Genomic DNA, 18,193 nt, shown 5'->3' with positions numbered 1-18,193 from the left:
GGGATCGAACCGCTGACCTCCTGCATGCCATGCAGGCGCTCTCCCAGCTGAGCTAAGGCCCCATCCTGATACGGCGCAAACCGCGTCCCGATGGATCAGACCATGTCCGGCACGGGCCGTCGGTCGCATGTCCTCCCGCGCTTGCGCTCGGGAATTTTTCGGGAAAATGTCACTCGGACATTTTCGTATTCCGAAAATTGGTGGAGCCTAGCGGGATCGAACCGCTGACCTCCTGCATGCCATGCAGGCGCTCTCCCAGCTGAGCTAAGGCCCCGTACCATCTTGAGGCGCCGTTGGGTCCGGCGCCTCGGAGGTCGCTGCCTCTAGGATCAGGTGATCCCGTTGGCAAGCAGAATTTTCACTTAATTGTCGTCGTCGCCGTCATCATTGCCGGCATCGACGCCCAGGTCGTCATCGCCGCCCAGATCGACGTCATTATCCGGCGAATCGCCGTCATCATCGACGTCCAGATCGATGTCCAGATCATCGTCCGCCGTCTCCAACTCGCCATCGGCCGTTTCCACGACCTTCTTGGGCGCGGCCTCTTCATAGGGCAGCGGCTGCTTCGACTTCAGCACCGGTTCGGGCTCCCAGGCGGCGCCGCAGTTGATGCAGGTCACCGGGTCGTCCTTGCCCAGGTCATAGAAGCGAGTCGCACATTTCGGGCAGGTCCGCTTCGTGCCCCATTCAGCCTTCACCATGTCCGGCCTGTTCCTTCTTCGATGCTCAAACAGAAATCACGCGGCACGACGGAAGTCGGCCACGAAACGTCGGGCGCCTTGCCATAGCGAAACCGCGCTGTCAAAAGCCGGGCGCATTTTTTCGGTTCCAAGATGATGGATACCCCGTGACCAGCCATAATGACCAACCCAGCCCGATGACCTTCACCGCCGCCCCTGCCCTGTCCGGCAGCGTCGCGGTTCCGGGCGACAAGAGCATTTCCCACCGTTCGCTGATGCTTTCCGCCCTGGCCGTGGGCGAAAGCCGGGTCGAAGGCCTGCTGGAGGGCGAGGATGTGCTGGCCACCGCGGCCGCGATGCGCGCCATGGGCGCCGACATCCGCCGTGACGATGACGGCATCTGGCATATTCATGGCGTCGGCGTCGGCGGCCTGCTCCAGCCGCAGGAAGCGCTCGACATGGGCAATAGCGGCACCTCGACCCGCCTGCTGATGGGCCTGGTCGCCAGCCATGGCATCACCGCCACCTTCGTGGGCGACGCGTCCCTCAGCAAGCGCCCGATGGCGCGCGTCACCGAACCGCTCTCCCGCGTCGGCGCCAGCTTCACCGCCAGCCCCGGCGATCGCCTGCCGCTGACCATGACCGGCGCCTGCCCGGCCGTGCCGCTCGACTATGTCCTGCCGGTCGCCTCGGCCCAGGTGAAGTCGGCAATCCTGCTCGCCGGCCTCAACACGCCCGGCATCACCCGCGTGGTCGAACCGATCCCGACCCGCGACCATAGCGAACGCATGCTCAAGGGCTTCGGCGCGGACCTTGAGGTCGAGGTCCAGGCCGACGGCACCCGCATCATCACGCTCAAGGGCGAGGCCGAGCTCAAGCCGCAGAATATCGTCGTGCCCGGCGACCCCTCGTCGGCCGCCTTCCCGATGGTCGCGGCGCTGCTGGTGCCGGGATCGCGGGTGACGATCGCCAATGTCGGCCTCAACGCCACCCGCGCGGGCCTCATCGACCTGCTGCGCGAAATGGGCGGGTCGATCGAGATCATCAACGCCCGCGAAGTCGGCGGCGAGCCGGTCGGCGACCTGGTCGTCACCGCCTCCGCCCTGAACGGCGTCGAGCCCGACCCTGCCCGCGCGCCCAGCATGATCGACGAATATCCCGTCGCCTTCGTAGCGGCAGCCTTCGCGCACGGCCGCAGCATCTTCCGCGGCCTCGACGAACTGCGCGTCAAGGAATCGGACCGCATCGCCACCATGGCCACTGGCCTGCGCGCGATCGGCGTCACGGTCGAGGAACTGGAGGACGGCCTCATCATCGAAGGCAGCCGCGGCCAGCCTTTGCCCGGCGGCGGCCCGATCGCCACCAGGCTCGACCACCGCATCGCCATGAGCTTCGCGGTCGCCGGCCTGGTCTCGCGCGATGGCGTCACCATCGACGACATGCGCCCGGTCGCGACCAGCTTCCCGACCTTCACCACCCTGCTCCAGACGCTGGGAGCCATCGCATGATCATCGCCGTCGATGGCCCCGCCGCGTCGGGCAAGGGCACGATCGCCAAGGCGCTGGGGCGCCATTATAGCCTGCCGGTGCTCGACACCGGCCTGCTCTACCGCGCGGTCGGCCTGTCCGTGCTGAAGAATGGCGGCGACCCGGATCATCAGGCCGACGCGCTGGCCGCCTGCGGCTTCGACGACGCCATCCTGGCAGATCCGGCGCTGCGCAGCGAAGCGGTCGGCAGCCTCGCCTCGCGCGTGTCGGTGCATCAGAGCGTGCGCGACGCGCTGGTCCAGCGCCAGCGCGACTTCGCCACCCAGCCGGGCGGCGCCATCCTCGACGGGCGCGACATCGGCACCGTGATCGCGCCGGACGCCGATGCCAAGATCTTCGTCACCGCCAGCGTCCATGTCCGCGCCGAACGCCGTTTCAAGGATGCGCAGGCCCATGGCGGCGAGCCCGACATGGACAGCCTGATCGCCGATATCCAGGCTCGCGACACCCGCGACATGAGCCGCGACCATGCCCCGCTCAAGGTGGCCGACGGCGCCGACTTGCTAGATACCAGCAATTTGACTATAGACGCCGCCGTCCAGCGGGCCATCGCGCTTGTGGACGCCCAGCTTGAAGGTCGCCCGTAAGCGTGTGACCCGATAAGGCGCGCGGAAATTCCGGGCGCCCTTTTCGCTTTTCCAGGCTTGGCGTTCCAACGCCCAACCCCTTGGATACGCAGGCGGTATTCGGCCGCATGCGTGGTTTGGCCAAAGACCATCGGACACAACCGATTGGCCAGCAATGATGAGTGAAGGACCAACCATGGCCTCTACGGCATTCCCCTCGCGCGACGATTTCGCCGCGCTTCTCAATGATTCTCTCGGCGGCGAAGACGGCGGCTTTGAAGGCCGCGTCGTAAAGGGCACCGTCACCGGCATCGAAAACGACATGGCGCTGATCGACGTCGGCCTGAAGTCGGAAGGCCGCGTACCGCTGCGCGAATTCGCCGCCCCCGGCCAGAAGGCTGACCTCAAGGTCGGCGACGAAGTCGAAGTCTATGTCGACCGCGTCGAAAACGCCCATGGCGAAGCCATGCTGTCGCGCGACCGCGCTCGCCGCGAAGCCGCCTGGGACAAGCTCGAAGCCGAGTTCACCGAAAGCGCCCGCGTCGAAGGGGTCATCTTCGGCCGCGTCAAGGGTGGCTTCACCGTCGACCTCGACGGCGCCGTCGCCTTCCTGCCCGGCTCGCAGGTCGACATCCGCCCGGTTCGCGACGTCACCCCGCTCATGGACATCCCGCAGCCCTTCCAGATCCTCAAGATGGATCGCCGTCGTGGCAACATCGTCGTGTCGCGTCGCGCCATCCTGGAAGAAACCCGCGCCGAACAGCGCTCGGGCCTGATCCAGACCCTGGCCGAAGGCCAGATCATCGAAGGCGTCGTCAAGAACATCACCGACTATGGTGCGTTCGTTGACCTGGGCGGCATCGATGGCCTGCTGCACGTCACCGACCTGTCGTACAAGCGCATCAACCACCCGAACGAGATGATCAACATCGGCGACACCGTCCGTGTCCAGATCATCCGCATCAACCGCGAAACCCAGCGCATCAGCCTCGGCATGAAGCAGCTGGAAAATGATCCGTGGGAAGGCGCCGCCGCCAAGTACCCGGTCGGTGCGAAGCTGTCGGGCCGCGTCACGAACATCACCGAATATGGTGCGTTCGTCGAACTGGAGCCGGGCATCGAAGGCCTGGTCCATGTTTCGGAAATGTCCTGGACCAAGAAGAACGTCCACCCCGGCAAGATCGTTTCGACGAGCCAGGAAGTGGAAGTCATCGTTCTCGAAGTCGATCCCGAGAAGCGCCGCATCTCGCTCGGCCTCAAGCAGGCCCAGTCGAACCCGTGGGATTCGTTCGCAGAACGTCACCCGATCGGCTCGACCGTCGAAGGCGAAGTCAAGAACGCGACCGAATTCGGCCTGTTCATCGGCCTGGACGGCGACGTCGACGGCATGGTCCACATGTCGGACATCGCCTGGGGCATCTCGGGCGAAGACGCGCTGGCGCTGCACCGCAAGGGCGAGACGGTTCAGGCCGTCGTTCTCGACATCGACGTCGAGAAGGAGCGCATCAGCCTCGGCATGAAGCAGCTTGAGCGTGGCGGTCCGGCCGCTGGCGGCACCACCGCCGCTGCTGCCGGCCTGAACAAGAACGCGATCGTCACCGTGACCGTTCTGGAAGTTCGCGACGGCGGCCTGGAAGTCCAGGCTGGCGAAGATGGCGCCACCGGCTTCATCAAGCGCAGCGACCTGGGCCGCGACCGCGACGAACAGCGTTCGGAACGCTTCCAGATCGGTCAGAAGTTCGACGCCATGGTGACCGGTTTCGACCGCGCCAAGAAGCCGACCTTCTCGGTCAAGGCGATGCAGATTGCCGAAGAAAAGCAGGCTGTTGCACAGTATGGCTCGTCGGACAGCGGCGCGTCGCTGGGCGACATCCTGGGCGAAGCGCTCAAGGCCAAGAACGAAGGCTAATCCCTTCCTTCCTGCCAACAGGCAAAGAAAAGCCCGCCGGAACCCATGTTCCGGCGGGCTTTTTCATGCCCGTCCGCCACTTCCTTGCCCTATCGAAACGATTTCGTTGCTCCCCGATTGTCAACAGCTTTCCAATTGTTTATAAATGTCGGCAGGGGAAATCAGGGGTGCTGGAGGAACTATGATCCGTTCTGAACTGATCCAGAAACTCGGCGAAGAAAATCCGGGCCTCAGCCTGCAGGAAGTGGAAAGGATCGTCGATCTTTTCTTCCGCGAGATTGTCGATCGCCTGTCGAGTGGCGGCCGGGTCGAACTGCGCGGCTTCGGCGCCTTCACAACCCGCGCACGCGATGCCCGCACCGGCCGCAATCCCCGCACCGGCGAACAGGTGCCGGTCTCGGCCAAGCGCGTGCCCTATTTCAAGCCGGGCAAGGAAATGCGCGAACGGCTGAACGGCAAGGCCGCCGACTGATCAGCCCCTTGACCTGCCGCGCCTGAGCCTTCAGGGGAAGGCGCAGTGCGGACGTGGCGAAATCGGTAGACGCAGCGGACTTAAAATCCGCCTCCCCCTGGGAATATGGGTTCAAGTCCCATCGTCCGCACCAGGCGGCTTTTCTCGACAATCAGAAATCGGCGCTGATCAGCGCCAGGCGATCGAGCGCCAGCATTTCCCGGCGGGTCGGATGTTCGGGATCGTCGGCGCCCAGCCACAGCCTGACCAGTTGCCCCTCCTCCATCCGCGCCAGTTCGGACGCAATCTCGACATCGGCGGTGGGGCTCATGCTGCGGCCGCATGTGCGGGCATTGATCTGCGCCGCAAGGGCGGCATTCTTGCCGGCCAAGGCCTGCTCGACCCTTGCCCAGATCAGGATATCCCCGGCACTGATCGGCGCATCTTGCAGCGGCGCAGCCATCATTCCCATCACCATTCGTCCATAGCAAATCCGACCGCCCTTCTAGCGCCGCCGATTTTGCGTCGGGATGTCCGGAAAATTACAGCCCGGTAACGCAAATGTCACATCACCCCGCGCCCGTCCGAGCCCGTCTGTCCCCGGCAATTTGCCCGGAATTCTTTTGGCAAAAGGCTGGCATTTCCGTGCGTCACCCGCAATGATGCCTCATGACCGATGCAATCAATCCCCAGAGCTTCAGCGACTCCCTCGTCATCCTGGGCGCAGCGGGCCTGGTCATTCCCGGTTTCGCCCGCTTCCGCATCAGTCCCGTCATCGGTTTCATCCTGGTGGGACTTGCCGTCGGTCCGGCAGGACTTGGCTCGCTGGTCGGCCAATATCCCTGGCTCTATCATGTCACCATTTCCAACCGGGCGGCGATTGAGCCATTTGCCGAACTGGGCGTCATATTATTGCTCTTCTCCATAGGTCTGGAACTGAGCTTCCGGCGATTGTGGAGCATGCGCGCGCAGGTGTTCGGCGTCGGCGCGACCGAATTGCTGGGCAGCGCCGCGCTCATCGCCATGGGCCTCTATCTGCTGGGGCAGCCGACCGCCGGCGCGATCGGCCTCGGCCTTGCCCTTGCCCTGTCCTCCACCGCTGTGGTGCTGCCGATGGTCGGCACCCAGAGCGCGGTCGGCCGCTCCGCCTTCTCGATGCTGTTGTTCGAGGATCTGGCGCTGGTGCCGATCATCTTCATGCTCGGCGCGCTGGCGCCATCGGTCGCGACCAGCCCCGACGCCGCCTGGAACGAACTGGCGACCACCCTGCTCAAGGGCGGCCTCACCATCGCGGTGATGCTGGTCTTCGGCCGCATCTTCCTGCCCCATATCTTCCGTCAGGCGGCGCGTACCAAGAGCCCGGAAGTCTTCCTCGCCGCCAGCCTGCTGGTCGTCATCCTCTCCAGCCTCGCCACCTCGATCGCCGGCTTGTCGCCGATCGTCGGCGCCCTGCTCGCGGGCCTGCTGATCGCAGAGACCGACTATCATGGCGAGGTCGAGGTGATGACCGCGCCGTTCAAGGGGCTGGCGCTCGGCGTCTTCCTCATCACCGTGGGCATGAGCCTGGACCTGCGCGTCATCCTCGCCAACTGGCCCAGCCTACTGCTGGCCGTGCTGGGTGTCGTCGTTGCCAAGACGCTGGTGACCGGCCTGCTTCTCTATTTCTCGGGCGTGCGCAAGGGCGTCGCGCTGGAAGTCGGCGTGCTGATGTCCAGCCCTTCCGAAACCACGCTGATCGTGCTGTCGGCGGCGGCGGCGGCGAAGCTGATCCTGCCCTCCACCGCCGCCTTCTGGCAGATCGTCACCGCCATCGGCCTCACCATCACGCCGCTGCTCGCGCGCTTTGGCCATGACATCGCCCAGCGGCTGGAAAATGCCATTGGCGAGGAACGGGTCGAGACCGAACCGGACCAGACCGAGGCGGCCGCCGTCGTCATCGGTTTCGGCCGCGTCGGCCAGATGGTCTGCGACCTGCTCAAGACCCATGGCCAGCGCTTCATCGTCGTCGAATCCGATCCCGATGTCGTCGCCGAGGCCCGGCGCCTGGGCTATCCGATCCTTTTCGGTGACGTCGCGCGTGCGGAAATGCTCGATCGTCTGCGCCTCGGCCATGCCCGCGCGCTCATCCTGACCATGGACGATCCGGTCCTGTCGGTGCGCGTCACCAAGCGAGTGCGCGGCTGGGTGCCGGACCTGCCGATCATCGCCCGCGCCCGCGACGCCGATCATGCCGCCCAGCTCTACAAGGCCGGCGCCAGCGACGCCGTGCCCGAAACGCTCGAAAGCTCGCTGCAACTGGCCGAAACCGCGCTGGTCGACCTGGGCGTCGCCATGGGGCCGGTAATCGCCTCGATCCATCAGGCGCGCGAGGATCTGCGCGTCGGCATCAAGGAAGCCGCCCAGCTCCAGTCCGCCCCCCGCCTGCGCCGCCTGCGCCAGGACGAAGTGCCCTGAGGGCATCAGCCTTTCCTATTGCGCTGATCTCTGTTCTATCCTCCGCGATGAAACGCCTGCACGACATCGCCCCATATCGACCGCAACTGTCGCGTCGCTGTCGCCTGGCTGTCGCTTCACTGTCGCGTCGAAGGCGCGTGGCCGTGCCCCGATTGTTACGCCACTGTGGCGTCGGTGGCGCGTGGCAGGCGCGTTTCCGGTGCAAATGGCCCAAATCCATGCTGACGACACTGTGAACTTCGACTGTCGCGTCGCCGCGTCAGCCCTGATGCACTTCGGGCGGGCTGAACACCGACCAGCCGGTCCGCCGCGCCAGCATCTCCAGCGCTTTGGTGCCAAGCGCACTGTTGCCGCTGGCGTTGAGGCCGGGCGACCAGACTGCGATCGCCGCGCGACCCGGCACGATCGCCAATATGCCGCCGCCCACGCCCGACTTGCCGGGAATGCCGACCCGGAACGCAAAATCGCCCGATGCATCATAATGGCCGCAGGTCAGCATCAGCGCATTGATGCGCCGCGCCCGGCTGGGCGACACGACCCGTCCGCCCTCGGGATGGCGCCCATCGAGCATCAGGTAACGGCCCGCCAGCGCCAGTTGCCGGCAACTCATCTCGATCGCGCATTGGTGGAAATAGCTGCCCAGCACCAGATCGACCGGATGACGGACATTGTTGAAGGCGCGCATGTAATTGGCGAGCGCCATGTTGCGATAGCCGGTCGCCGTTTCCGACGCGGCGACCTCCTCATTGATGCGGATCGCGTCGTCGCCGGCCAGATAGCGCACGAAGCGCAGCATCTCGCCGATCGCCACGCGCGGCTGATGCCCGCCCAGATTGACGTCGGCCACCACGATCGCCCCGGCATTGATGAAGGGATTGCGCGGGATGCCATGTTCCTGCTCCAGCTGGACGATGGAGTTGAAGGCATTGCCCGACGGCTCGCGTCCGACCCGATCCCAGAGCTGGTCGCCGACCTTGCCCAGCGCCAGCGTCAGCGCGAACACCTTGGAAATGGACTGGATCGAAAAGCCGGTGTCAGCGTCGCCGCCGGTCAGCAGCCGCCCGTCGGCGGTGGCGATGGCGATCCCGAACTGGCCGGCATCCACCTTCGCCAGTTCGGGGATATAGCTGGCGACCGTGCCCCGCTCCGTCTCTTTGGCCATGGCGGCCACGATATCGTCGATCAACGCTGTCAGATCCATGGCAGCCTCTTAGAGCCTGTTTCAAAAATCGCGAAAGGGCGATTTTTGGGTACGGTACCAGCCCGCGCCCCCGCCCAACCGCCCGATCCAGTGTCATCCTGTCGGGTGGTTGGGCGGGGGCGCGGGCTGGTACCGGCTTTCTCAAACGGAGATTCAGCCAAACAACCAGTGGCCCAGCATGCGGTCGAACGGGAAGGTGAAAAAGCCGGCGATCAGCAGCGCGCCCGTCACCATGCCGCGCACCGACCGACGGTGGCGCTTGAGGTCATGGCGCCGCGCAGACAGCAGGATGATCGGCACCTGGATCAGGGTGAAGATCGACAGGATATGGATGATGCTGAACCGGCTGCCCGGCCCGTGCAGCAGGAAACTGTCGAGCGCGGTCAGGAACAGCGCGCCGCTCCACACCCAGCCCAGCCAGCGATGCCACCCATCGCCGCGCTGCCGCAACAGCATCACCGGCGTCAGCGCCAACGCGACCAGGATCGTCAGCAGATGGAACCAGACGAGGCCCGGCACCTGCCCCCACTGCCCATGCCCCCGCCCGATCGCGGTCAGCACCACGGCGAGCAGGATGACGGACGCCACCGCCAGGACGCGTTCATAACGGTCGGGCGCAATCCCCTTGGGCTGCGACGATGTGCTTGCAATGCTGGCCATATATCCCCCCTGAACCGCACCCTGTCAGGCGCGCAGGGGCGGGTCAATCGGCTGCGGACAGCGCCCTGTTGACCGCGCCGATGCGCCGACGGACCACGGCCGTCAGTTCCTCGATCGTCGACACTTGCTCCACGCCATAGCGGGCGGCAGTGATGTCGACATTGCCCTTGCGCCAGAAGCCGTCGGGACAGAGCACGATCAGCTTTCCGCCGCGCGCATGCAGCCCCATTTCCAGCAGGCTGACCGGGCTCTGCGTGCCCGGCGCCAGATAGAGAATGATGATGTCGGCGCTGTCCAGTGCGGCCAGTTCCCATTCCACCTGCTGGCGAAAATGGGGATCGCTGGCTTCGGGCTTCCAGGCCGGGTTCCAGTCGGCCCGGCGCGGGTTCAGGATCGTCACCTTTTCGTCGGCCAGCGCCGCGATCATGTCGCGCTGCCAGTCGGTCGCCTTGCCCATGTCGATGCTGCCGCCCAGGAACAGGCGCGCGCGATCATGCGCGGCCGGCAACGGCTCGGGCGAGGTGATGGTCACCGCCTCGCCCGCCCGCGCCGTCATCGGGAGGGCGAGCAGACAGGATGCAAGGATCAGGCGCAGCATAGGGACGAAAGGCGCACCGGCGGCGCGCCTCCCCATCGCGTCAGGCCGGAACGCTGGCGAGCGCGGCCTTGACCGCGTCGATCGCTGCCTGCGCCTTGTCGCCATCGGGACCGCCGCCCTGGGCCATGTCGGCACGGCCGCCGCCGCCCTTGCCGCCCAGCGCCTCGACGCCCGCACGGACCAGATCGACCGCGCTGAAGCTGCCGGTCAGGTCGTCGGTCACGCCCACCGCAATGGTCGCGCGGCCATCGACCACGGCCAGCACGGCGGACACGCCGCTGCCGAGCGTCTTCTTGTTGCCGTCGACAATGCCACGCAGTTCCTTGGGGTCGAGGCCGTCGATCACCTGGCCCAGAAAGTCGACGCTGCCGACCTTCTCGGGACCGGCCGGCTTGGCCGAACCGCCACCGCCCAGCGCGAGCGCCTTCCTGGCCTCGGCCAGTTCCCGCTCCAGCTTGCGGCTCTGCTCGACCAGCGCGGCGATGCGCGCGGGCACCTCTTCCGGCGTGGTCTTGAGCGCCGCTGCCGTCTGGCGCAGCTTCTCGTCGCGCTCGACCAGCCACAGGCGCGCAGCCTCACCGGTCAGCGCCTCGATCCGGCGCACGCCCGAGGATACGGCGCTTTCCGACACGATCTTGAACAGGGCGATGTCGCCGAGCGCGCGGACATGGGTGCCGCCGCACAGTTCGACCGAATAGCTATGGTCGTCGCCCTTACCCATCGAGAGGACGCGGACTTCATCGCCATATTTCTCGCCGAACAGCGCCATCGCGCCGGCGGCAATCGCGTCGTCCGGGGTCATCAGCCGAGTCATGACCTCGTCATTATGACGGATCTGCGCGTTCACATCGGCCTCGACCCTGGCGATCTGCGCCTGGGTAAGCGCCTCGGGATGCGAGAAGTCGAAGCGCAGGCGGTCGGCCGCGACCATGCTGCCCTTCTGGGTGACATGGCCGCCCAGTTCCTTGCGCAGCGCGGCATGGAGCAGGTGGGTGGCGCTGTGATTGGCGCGGATGCGATCGCGGCGTTCGACATCCACCGTCAGGTTGACGGTGTCGCCGACCTTGACGCTGCCCGCGCTGATCGTCGCCTGATGCGCATGCAGGCGGCCGAGCGGCTTGGACGTGTCGGCAACCTCGGCCACCAGACCGCCCAGCGTGGTGATCGTGCCGGCGTCTCCATTCTGGCCGCCGCTCTCGCCATAGAAGGGCGTCTGGTTGGTGATGATCGTCACCTTGTCGCCGGCCGACGCCGCATCGACGCGCGCGCCATCCTTGATGATGGCCAGCACTTCGCCCTCGCCCTTGGTCGAGGCATAGCCGATGAACTCGGTGCTGCCGAGGGTTTCGGCGATGTCGTACCAGATCTCGTCCGACGCCTTTTCGCCCGATCCCTTCCAGGCGGCGCGCGCCGCGGCCTTCTGCTCGGCCATGGCGGCGTCGAAGCCGGCCCGGTCGACAGACAGGCCCTGGGTCCGCAGCGCATCCTCGGTCAGGTCATAGGGGAAGCCATAGGTGTCATAGAGCTTGAACGCGGTCTCGCCCGGCAGGGTCGCGCCCTCCGCCAGATCGGCGGTCGCCTCGTCCAGCAGCTTGAGGCCGTTTTCCAGCGTCTTGCGGAACCGGGTCTCCTCGCGCAGCAGGGTTTCCTCGATCAGCGGCTGGGCGCGGACCAGTTCGGGATAGGCGCCGCCCATTTCCGACACCAGGCTCGACACCAGGCGATACATCAGCGGATCCTTGGCACCGATGATGTGCGCATGGCGCATGGCGCGGCGCATGATCCGGCGCAGCACATAGCCACGACCTTCGTTCGCCGGCAGCACGCCGTCGGCGATCAGGAAGCTGGTCGAGCGCAGATGGTCGGCGATGACGCGGTGGCTGGCCTGAAACTCGCCGTCGGTCGCGGTGCGGGTCAGCGCCCCGCTCTCGGCGATCAGCGCCTTGAATGTGTCGATATCATAATTGTTATGGACGCCCTGCATCACCGCGGCGATGCGCTCCAGCCCCATGCCGGTGTCGATCGAGGGCTTGGGCAGTTCCGAAACGATCTCGTTGGCTTCCTGCTCATATTGCATGAAGACGAGGTTCCAGATCTCGACAAAGCGGTCGCCATCCTCTTCCGGCGATCCGGGAGGGCCACCCCAGATATGGTCGCCATGGTCGTAGAAGATTTCCGAGCAGGGACCGCACGGGCCGCTGTCGCCCATCGCCCAGAAATTATCCTTGGTCGGGATGCGGATGATCTTGTGATCGGGCAGCCCCGCGATCTTCTTCCACAGGTCGAACGCCTCGTCGTCCGTGTGATAGACGGTCGTGGTCAGCTTTTCCGCGGGCAGGCCCCATTCCTTGGTCAGCAGGGTCCAGGCATGATGGATCGCCTGTTCCTTGAAATAGTCGCCGAAGCTGAAATTGCCCAGCATTTCAAAGAAGGTGTGGTGGCGCGCGGTATAGCCGACATTGTCCAGATCATTATGCTTGCCGCCGGCGCGGACCGACTTCTGGCTCGACGTCGCGGTCTTGTAGGGGCGCGTTTCCAGACCGGTAAAGACATTCTTGAACGGCACCATGCCGGCGTTCACGAACATCAACGTCGGGTCGTTGTGCGGCACCAGCGGCGCGGACGGAACGATGGTGTGGCCATTGGCCCCGAAATAATCGAGGAAGCTGCGGCGAATGTCGTTGGTCGAGGTCATGCGCGCGATTTAGTGGGAAGCGGCCCGCCGCACAAGCGGGGGATTTGGTCGCGATGTCACAACCCTGTTCAGATCAATTGCAGCGTGACCTCCACGCCATAGTCACGCCGGGCATCGGCGAACACAGTTGTTACCCGCGCCATGAAGTCTGCCATCTCGGCCGACAGGTTGTCGATATTTGCTATCGTCACAGTGAAGGGCGGCTCAACGGCGTTAATGTCGCCCAACAAACTGTCATATAGGGCATCCAGATTAAGACCATGCCATTCAGGCGCGCCCAGTCGCGGCAACAGCGCGAGATAAAAGTCCAATGGCTTTGTCCAGCCGGAAGCATCAAGTTCAATCAACTGCATGGCCCGTCGCTTACCCCATCGGCTCCTCGATCGACACCGGCGGCCTGGAGAACCATTGCGGCCCCTGCCCGGTCATGTGGAAGCAATCCTCCATGCGCACGCCCATCGCGCCGGGCAGATAGAGGCCCGGTTCGTTGGAGAAGCACATGCCGACGTCCAGCTTCGTCGTCTCGCCATGGACGAGATTGACCGGTTCATGCCCCTCCATGCCGATGCCGTGACCGGTGCGGTGGGACAGGCCGGGCAGCTTGTAACCGGGGCCGTAGCCCAGTTTCTCATAATAAGCGCGGACCGCATCGTCGACCGTACCAGCCGCCACGCCCAGCTTCGCCGCCCGGATCGCGACCTGCTGCCCCTGCGCCACCTCGTCCCACACCTTGCGCTGCTGCGCGGTGGGCGCAGCGCCATAGACGAAGGTGCGGCTGATGTCGGACTGATAATCCTCGACCGTGCAGCCGCAATCCATCAGCACCACCTCGCCCGCGCGCACCGATTGCGGCTTGCCCGAGCCATGCGGATAGGCGGCCGCTTCGCCCAGCAGGATCAGGTTGAACTCACCCTTGCCGCCCAGCGCACTGGTCGCGGCCGTCATCAGCGCGCCGATATCGGCCGGGGTCATGCCCGCCTTCACCTGCGGATGGGTCCAGCGATAGGCGCCCATGGTGACATCCGCCGCCTTCTGCATCAGTGCAATCTCGGCCGCCGTCTTGCGCATGCGGATCGCGCGGGTGACGGGGTCTTTCACCAAAGTCGCGGCGGGCAGCGCGGCCTTCAGCCCATCGACCGCGAAATAGCGGACCGTCTCCTCGATGCCGATCCGCCCCTTGTCCAGGCCCTGCGCCTTCAGATAATCGGCGATCGGCGCATAGGGGCTTTCATGCTCCTGCCAGACGCGGACCTCGGCCGGGATGGCGAGCGATTCGTCAATCGAGGGCTTCTCGAAAAAGGGGCAGACGACCAGAGGCGTACCGCTGGCCGGAATGACCAGCGCGGTCAGCCGCTCGGAACGCCACCAGCGGATGCCGCTATAATAGATGAGGCTTGCGCCCGGCTCGACCAGCAGCGCGTCGATGCCCTGCGCCTGCATCATCTTCTGCGCGCGCGCCAGCCGGTTGGCGCGCTCGGCCTTGCCGATCGGGGTGACGTCGCGGGTGATCGACTGGAGCGCCTCGACCGCTTTTTCCTGCGCGAACAGGCGCGGGCTAACCAGCGCGGTGGTGACCCCGGCAGCGGCATAGCGAAACAAGGTGCGGCGATCAGGCGTAAGCATAATGTCCCCCGGTGCGCAGCGCGGCCTGATAGGCGGGCCGCGCCTGTATTCTCTCCAGCCACCCGATCAGATGCGGACGCGATTCGTCAAGCCCGCCGCGCGCCCGCGACGCCTCGATCGGGAAGCTCATCATCATGTCGGCGGCGGTGAAGTCAGGCCCGGCAAAATAGGGGCGGCTTGCCAGTTCGCTTTCCAGCCAGTCGAGATGATCGTCCAGCATCCCCTGCACCGTCGGCCGTGCCGGTCGGCCAAGCAGGCCCAGCTTGCCGACCGCCAGCAGGGCCAGCAGCGGCGGCATCATCGATCCTTCGGCATAATGGAGAAACTGGCGCCAGCGGATCGCGCCCTCCGCATCGGTCGGCGCGCCGAAGCGACCACCGGCCCGCGCGACCAGATATTCCATGATCGCCCCGGTCTCGATCAGCCGATGGCCATCCACCTCCACCACCGGCGACCGGCCGAGCGGATGGACGGCGCGCAGGGCAGCGGGCGCGCGCATCGTCTTGCGATCCCGCTCATAGCGGCGCACGTCATAAGCCTCGCCCAGTTCCTCCAGCAGCCACAGGATGCGCTGCGAACGGCTGTTGTTCAGATGATGGACGATGATGGTCATGGCGCCTCTCCCATGCTGCGACCCGATCAGGGCTAACGCAGCATGGGAAAGAGTGACAGCGAAGTTTACGCTATCTCGAGGACTTCCTCCGCCTTGGCACGGGCGCGATAGGCGTGCAGCAACGGCTCGGTATAGCCATTGGGCTGCGCGACACCCTCGAACACCAGGGCGCGCGCCGCCTGGAAGGCCAGGCTCTCGCCCTCGCGCCCGCTCATCGGCTGATAGAGCGGATCGGCTTCATTCTGCGCATCGACCTTGGCCGCCATGCGGGTCAGCGCAGCATCAACCTGTTCCGCGGTGCAGACGCCGTGCAGCAGCCAGTTGGCCATATGCTGCGAGGAAATGCGCAAGGTCGCGCGATCCTCCATCAGGCCGACATCATGGATATCGGGCACCTTGGAACAGCCGACGCCCTGGTCGATCCAGCGGACGACATAGCCCAATATGCCCTGCGCATTATTATCCAGTTCCTGCGCAATCTCTTCTTCGGAGAAATTGCGGCCGACCGCGACGGGAATGGTCAACAACTTGTCGAGCGACGCGATGCCCTCGCCCTTGCGTTCTTCCTGACGGGCGAAGACGTCGATGCGGTGATAATGGGTCGCGTGCAGCGTCGCTGCCGTCGGCGACGGAACCCAGGCGGTGTTGGCGCCGCTCTTGGGATGGCCGATCTTCTGCTCCAGCATGTCGGCCATGCGATCGGGCGCCGCCCACATGCCTTTGCCGATCTGCGCCCGGCCCGACAGGCCGCAGGCCAGGCCGATCTGGACATTGCGATCCTCATAGGCCGTGATCCAGTCGCTCGCCTTCATCTCGCCCTTGCGGATCATCGGCCCGGCCTGCATCGACGTGTGCATCTCGTCGCCGGTGCGGTCCAGGAAGCCGGTATTGATGAAGACGATCCGATCGCGGACGGCATGGATGCAGGCCGCCAGATTGGCCGATGTGCGCCGTTCTTCATCCATGACGCCGACCTTGATCGTGTGGCGCGCCATGCCCAGCATATCCTCGATCGCATCGAACAGGCGGTTGGTAAAGGCCGCTTCCTGTGGCCCGTGCATCTTGGGCTTGACGATATAGACGCTGCCCGCGCGGCTGTTGCCATCCGCCTTGGCCAGATCATGCAGCGCGATCAGGCTGGTGACGATGCCGTCGATGATCCCCTCGGGCGCGTCCTGCCCATCGGGCAGCGCGATCGCCGGCGTGGTCATCAGATGACCGACATTGCGGACGAACAACAGGCTGCGGCCCGGCAGCGTGAAGCTGTTGCCATCGGGCGCAGCATAAGCGCGATCGGGATTGAGCGCGCGGGTCATCTGCCGACCGCCCTTCTCGAATGTCTCGGTCAGGTCGCCCTGCATCAGCCCCAGCCAGTTGGCATAGGCGGTAACCTTGTCCGCCGCATCGACCGCCGCGACCGAATCCTCCAGGTCGCAGATGGTGGTCAGCGCGGATTCCAGGATGACGTCGGATATGCCCGCCGGATCGGTCGCGCCGATCGGGTGGGCCGGGTCGAAGACGACCTCGATATGCAGGCCATTATGGCGGAACAGCCTGCCCTTCGCGCTCGTGCCGACGAACTGCGCCGGATCGGCCAGGATGATTTCCTCGCCCGCCAGATCGGCCCAGCGTCCCGTCGCCAGCGGAACGGCATCGTCCAGGAACGCCTTGGCCCAGGCGATGACCTGCGCTCCGCGCGCCGCATCATAGCCCTTGCCCGAAGCCGCGCCCGCTATGGCGTCCGTGCCATAGAGCGCGTCATACAGGCTGCCCCAGCGCGCATTGGCGGCGTTGAGCAGGAAACGGGCGTTGAGGATCGGGACGACCAGCTGCGGCCCGGCCATGCGGGCGACTTCGGCATCGACATTCTCGCTGCCGATCCCGAACGGCGCCGGTTCCTCGACCAGATAGCCGATCTCGCGCAGGAAGGCCTGATAGGCGGCGGCATTATGCGCCTGTCCCCGGCGCACCTGATGCCAGGCATCGATCTGCGTCTGCAGGTCATCGCGCGTGCGCAGCAGCGCCGCATTGTCGGGGGTGAAGCGCGCCAATATGTCGGCAGTGCCCGCCCAAAAGGCGTCGGCATTAATGCCCGTGCCCGGCAGCGCGCGCTGCTCGATGAAGTCGGCCAGCGTTGCGGCGACCTTCAGGCCGGCGCGGTCCGTCATACGGTCGGTCATGCAATCCACTCCTTGCTATGCCGTCCTTTTACGCCTTTCCAATTATGCCGTGTAGACGCTATTATTCGAATAGAGACTTTCCTGTGGTGAACGAATATGATGGACCCGGACCATGAATTGTTCGTGAGCATCGTCGATGAAGGCGGGCTGGCCGCCGCCGGACGGCGGCTCCACATATCGCCAGCGATGATGTCCAAGCGGCTTGCCCGGCTGGAGGACAGGCTGGGCGCCCGGCTGATCCACCGTACCACCCGCCGGCTGGCGCTGACCCCGGCGGGCGAGCGGCTCCATGGCGACCTGCGCGCGATCCTCGCCTCTCTCGACGAAGCCGAACGTCGCGTGTCGGGCGTGTCGGCGATTGCGTCCGGCCCGCTGCGAATCACCGCCCCGACCTCCTTTGGCCGCATGCATCTTGCCCCCTATCTCCAGCCTTTCCTGGACGATCATCCGCGCATCGACCTGCGGCTCGACCTGTCCGACGACTATGTCGACCTGATCGAAAGCCGGGCGGACCTGGCCATCCGCATCGCCGCCGATCCGGGCGCCGGCCTCACCGCCCGGCGGCTGGCGCCCAATCGGCGCATCCTGTGCGCCGCACCCGCCTATCTCGACCGCTTCGGCACGCCGCGCCGCATCGCCGACCTCAAGCAGCACCGCCTGCTCGCCGCCGATGGCCAGTTGCCCTGGCGCCTGATCGGTCCCAAGGGGCCGGTCGCGATCGACGGTCACAGCCATATCCGCACCAACAGCAGCGAAGTCGTGCGCGAACTGGCGTTGTCGGGCAGCGGCATCGCGCTGCGTTCGCTGTGGGACATCAGCGACGCGCTGGCGCAGGGTGATGTGCGCCAGATCCTGCCCGATCATGAAGGGTCGAGCGACGTCGCCCTCTATGCCGTGCAACTGCCACAGGCCAATCCGCCGCTGGCCATCACCGCCTTCGTCGACTTTCTTGCTGCGCAATATGCCCTTGCGCCGCCGTGGGAGTCGCGGACGGACCGCACTGGCTTGCCCTAGCG

16 protein-coding genes and 2 tRNA genes are annotated in these 18,193 nt (G+C 65.6%); 7 read left to right on the top strand and 11 right to left on the bottom strand.

Translation table 11 applies throughout. The annotated features are described in order from the left end of the window. Positions 1 to 198 precede the first annotated feature (198 nt). A tRNA-Ala gene (locus tag AC0KVN_RS19790) sits at positions 199 to 274 on the bottom strand. An 88-nt stretch (positions 275 to 362) separates the two neighbouring features. Beyond that, a complete protein-coding gene (locus tag AC0KVN_RS19785) occupies positions 363 to 701 on the bottom strand; it encodes a TIGR02300 family protein (protein ID WP_004207671.1) in 339 nt (112 codons plus the stop codon). 176 nt (positions 702 to 877) lie between these two features. Here AC0KVN_RS19785 and aroA point away from each other — a divergent pair, with 176 nt between their 5' ends. The 5 genes from aroA to AC0KVN_RS19760 all read left to right on the top strand — a co-directional run bounded on the left by aroA (position 878) and on the right by AC0KVN_RS19760 (position 5,307). Then, entirely contained in the window at positions 878 to 2,188 is a 1,311-nt protein-coding gene (gene aroA / locus AC0KVN_RS19780; protein WP_435568317.1) for a 3-phosphoshikimate 1-carboxyvinyltransferase, read from the top strand. After that, positions 2,185 to 2,814, top strand: coding sequence for a (d)CMP kinase (locus AC0KVN_RS19775; RefSeq protein WP_435568291.1), 630 nt, complete (start codon positions 2,185 to 2,187; stop codon positions 2,812 to 2,814). The genes aroA and AC0KVN_RS19775 overlap by 4 nt, the downstream gene beginning before the upstream one ends. 175 nt (positions 2,815 to 2,989) lie before the next feature. Continuing rightward, a complete protein-coding gene (gene rpsA / locus AC0KVN_RS19770) occupies positions 2,990 to 4,702 on the top strand; it encodes a 30S ribosomal protein S1 (RefSeq protein WP_004207674.1) in 1,713 nt (570 codons plus the stop codon). A 181-nt stretch (positions 4,703 to 4,883) separates the two neighbouring features. Continuing rightward, complete coding sequence (locus AC0KVN_RS19765; protein WP_004207675.1) at positions 4,884 to 5,174, top strand: integration host factor subunit beta; 291 nt, start codon at positions 4,884 to 4,886, stop codon at positions 5,172 to 5,174. A gap of 47 nt (positions 5,175 to 5,221) precedes the next feature. Continuing rightward, positions 5,222 to 5,307 (top strand) — tRNA-Leu (locus AC0KVN_RS19760). A gap of 18 nt (positions 5,308 to 5,325) precedes the next feature. On the opposite strand, the gene AC0KVN_RS19755 is transcribed toward AC0KVN_RS19760, so the two are convergent. Next, positions 5,326 to 5,625, bottom strand: coding sequence for a hypothetical protein (locus tag AC0KVN_RS19755; protein ID WP_237235054.1), 300 nt, complete (start codon positions 5,623 to 5,625; stop codon positions 5,326 to 5,328). Positions 5,626 to 5,822: 197 nt separating this feature from the next. Here AC0KVN_RS19755 and AC0KVN_RS19750 point away from each other — a divergent pair, with 197 nt between their 5' ends. Next, a complete protein-coding gene (locus AC0KVN_RS19750; protein ID WP_004207677.1) occupies positions 5,823 to 7,607 on the top strand; it encodes a cation:proton antiporter domain-containing protein in 1,785 nt (594 codons plus the stop codon). 259 nt (positions 7,608 to 7,866) lie between these two features. On the opposite strand, the gene AC0KVN_RS19745 is transcribed toward AC0KVN_RS19750, so the two are convergent. The 8 genes from AC0KVN_RS19745 to AC0KVN_RS19710 form a co-directional block, all read right to left on the bottom strand. Beyond that, positions 7,867 to 8,808: a glutaminase gene (locus AC0KVN_RS19745; RefSeq protein ID WP_483656337.1), complete on the bottom strand. Its 942-nt coding sequence runs from the start codon at positions 8,806 to 8,808 to the stop codon at positions 7,867 to 7,869. 153 nt (positions 8,809 to 8,961) lie between these two features. Continuing rightward, a complete protein-coding gene (locus AC0KVN_RS19740; protein WP_435568414.1) occupies positions 8,962 to 9,468 on the bottom strand; it encodes a DUF2306 domain-containing protein in 507 nt (168 codons plus the stop codon). Between the two features lie 43 nt (positions 9,469 to 9,511). Beyond that, entirely contained in the window at positions 9,512 to 10,102 is a 591-nt protein-coding gene (locus AC0KVN_RS19735) for a nucleoside 2-deoxyribosyltransferase domain-containing protein (RefSeq protein ID WP_435568413.1), read from the bottom strand. Between the two features lie 4 nt (positions 10,103 to 10,106). After that, entirely contained in the window at positions 10,107 to 12,761 is a 2,655-nt protein-coding gene (gene alaS, locus AC0KVN_RS19730; RefSeq protein ID WP_435568412.1) for an alanine--tRNA ligase, read from the bottom strand. Positions 12,762 to 12,829: 68 nt separating this feature from the next. After that, a complete protein-coding gene (locus tag AC0KVN_RS19725; protein WP_270090901.1) occupies positions 12,830 to 13,114 on the bottom strand; it encodes a barstar family protein in 285 nt (94 codons plus the stop codon). A gap of 10 nt (positions 13,115 to 13,124) precedes the next feature. After that, entirely contained in the window at positions 13,125 to 14,384 is a 1,260-nt protein-coding gene (locus tag AC0KVN_RS19720; RefSeq protein WP_435568411.1) for a M24 family metallopeptidase, read from the bottom strand. After that, positions 14,371 to 14,997 carry a glutathione S-transferase family protein gene (locus AC0KVN_RS19715; protein WP_435568410.1) on the bottom strand — a complete coding sequence of 209 codons (627 nt, stop codon included), beginning with the start codon at positions 14,995 to 14,997 and terminating at the stop codon, positions 14,371 to 14,373. Before AC0KVN_RS19715 ends, AC0KVN_RS19720 begins: the two co-directional genes overlap by 14 nt. Positions 14,998 to 15,062: 65 nt before the next feature. Then, positions 15,063 to 17,177 carry a malate synthase G gene (locus AC0KVN_RS19710; protein WP_435568409.1) on the bottom strand — a complete coding sequence of 705 codons (2,115 nt, stop codon included), beginning with the start codon at positions 17,175 to 17,177 and terminating at the stop codon, positions 15,063 to 15,065. Positions 17,178 to 17,273: 96 nt separating this feature from the next. On the opposite strand from AC0KVN_RS19710, the gene AC0KVN_RS19705 reads away from it, so the two are divergent. Beyond that, positions 17,274 to 18,191 carry a LysR family transcriptional regulator gene (locus AC0KVN_RS19705; RefSeq protein ID WP_161730387.1) on the top strand — a complete coding sequence of 306 codons (918 nt, stop codon included), beginning with the start codon at positions 17,274 to 17,276 and terminating at the stop codon, positions 18,189 to 18,191. The last annotated feature ends 2 nt before the right edge of the window (positions 18,192 to 18,193 follow it).

The sequence above is a fragment of the Sphingobium sp. SG1 genome (assembly GCF_057063145.1).
This window is presented reverse-complemented; position numbering and strand designations above follow the sequence as displayed.

Bases quoted from the DNA above. Each gene is read 5' to 3' on its own strand.
- alaS (WP_435568412.1), bottom strand. From the start codon at position 12,761: ATGACCTCGACCAACGACATTCGCCGCAGCTTCCTCGATTATTTCGGG.
- aroA (WP_435568317.1), top strand. From the start codon at position 878: ATGACCTTCACCGCCGCCCCTGCCCTGTCCGGCAGCGTCGCGGTTCCG.
- AC0KVN_RS19775 (WP_435568291.1), top strand. From the start codon at position 2,185: ATGATCATCGCCGTCGATGGCCCCGCCGCGTCGGGCAAGGGCACGATC.
- AC0KVN_RS19750 (WP_004207677.1), top strand. From the start codon at position 5,823: ATGACCGATGCAATCAATCCCCAGAGCTTCAGCGACTCCCTCGTCATC.
- AC0KVN_RS19745 (WP_483656337.1), bottom strand. From the start codon at position 8,808: ATGGATCTGACAGCGTTGATCGACGATATCGTGGCCGCCATGGCCAAA.
- AC0KVN_RS19785 (WP_004207671.1), bottom strand. From the start codon at position 701: ATGGTGAAGGCTGAATGGGGCACGAAGCGGACCTGCCCGAAATGTGCG.
- AC0KVN_RS19740 (WP_435568414.1), bottom strand. From the start codon at position 9,468: ATGGCCAGCATTGCAAGCACATCGTCGCAGCCCAAGGGGATTGCGCCC.
- AC0KVN_RS19720 (WP_435568411.1), bottom strand. From the start codon at position 14,384: ATGCTTACGCCTGATCGCCGCACCTTGTTTCGCTATGCCGCTGCCGGG.
- AC0KVN_RS19725 (WP_270090901.1), bottom strand. From the start codon at position 13,114: ATGCAGTTGATTGAACTTGATGCTTCCGGCTGGACAAAGCCATTGGAC.
- AC0KVN_RS19715 (WP_435568410.1), bottom strand. From the start codon at position 14,997: ATGACCATCATCGTCCATCATCTGAACAACAGCCGTTCGCAGCGCATC.
- AC0KVN_RS19735 (WP_435568413.1), bottom strand. From the start codon at position 10,102: ATGGGGAGGCGCGCCGCCGGTGCGCCTTTCGTCCCTATGCTGCGCCTG.
- AC0KVN_RS19755 (WP_237235054.1), bottom strand. From the start codon at position 5,625: ATGGGAATGATGGCTGCGCCGCTGCAAGATGCGCCGATCAGTGCCGGG.
- AC0KVN_RS19705 (WP_161730387.1), top strand. From the start codon at position 17,274: ATGATGGACCCGGACCATGAATTGTTCGTGAGCATCGTCGATGAAGGC.
- AC0KVN_RS19765 (WP_004207675.1), top strand. From the start codon at position 4,884: ATGATCCGTTCTGAACTGATCCAGAAACTCGGCGAAGAAAATCCGGGC.
- AC0KVN_RS19710 (WP_435568409.1), bottom strand. From the start codon at position 17,177: ATGACCGACCGTATGACGGACCGCGCCGGCCTGAAGGTCGCCGCAACG.
- rpsA (WP_004207674.1), top strand. From the start codon at position 2,990: ATGGCCTCTACGGCATTCCCCTCGCGCGACGATTTCGCCGCGCTTCTC.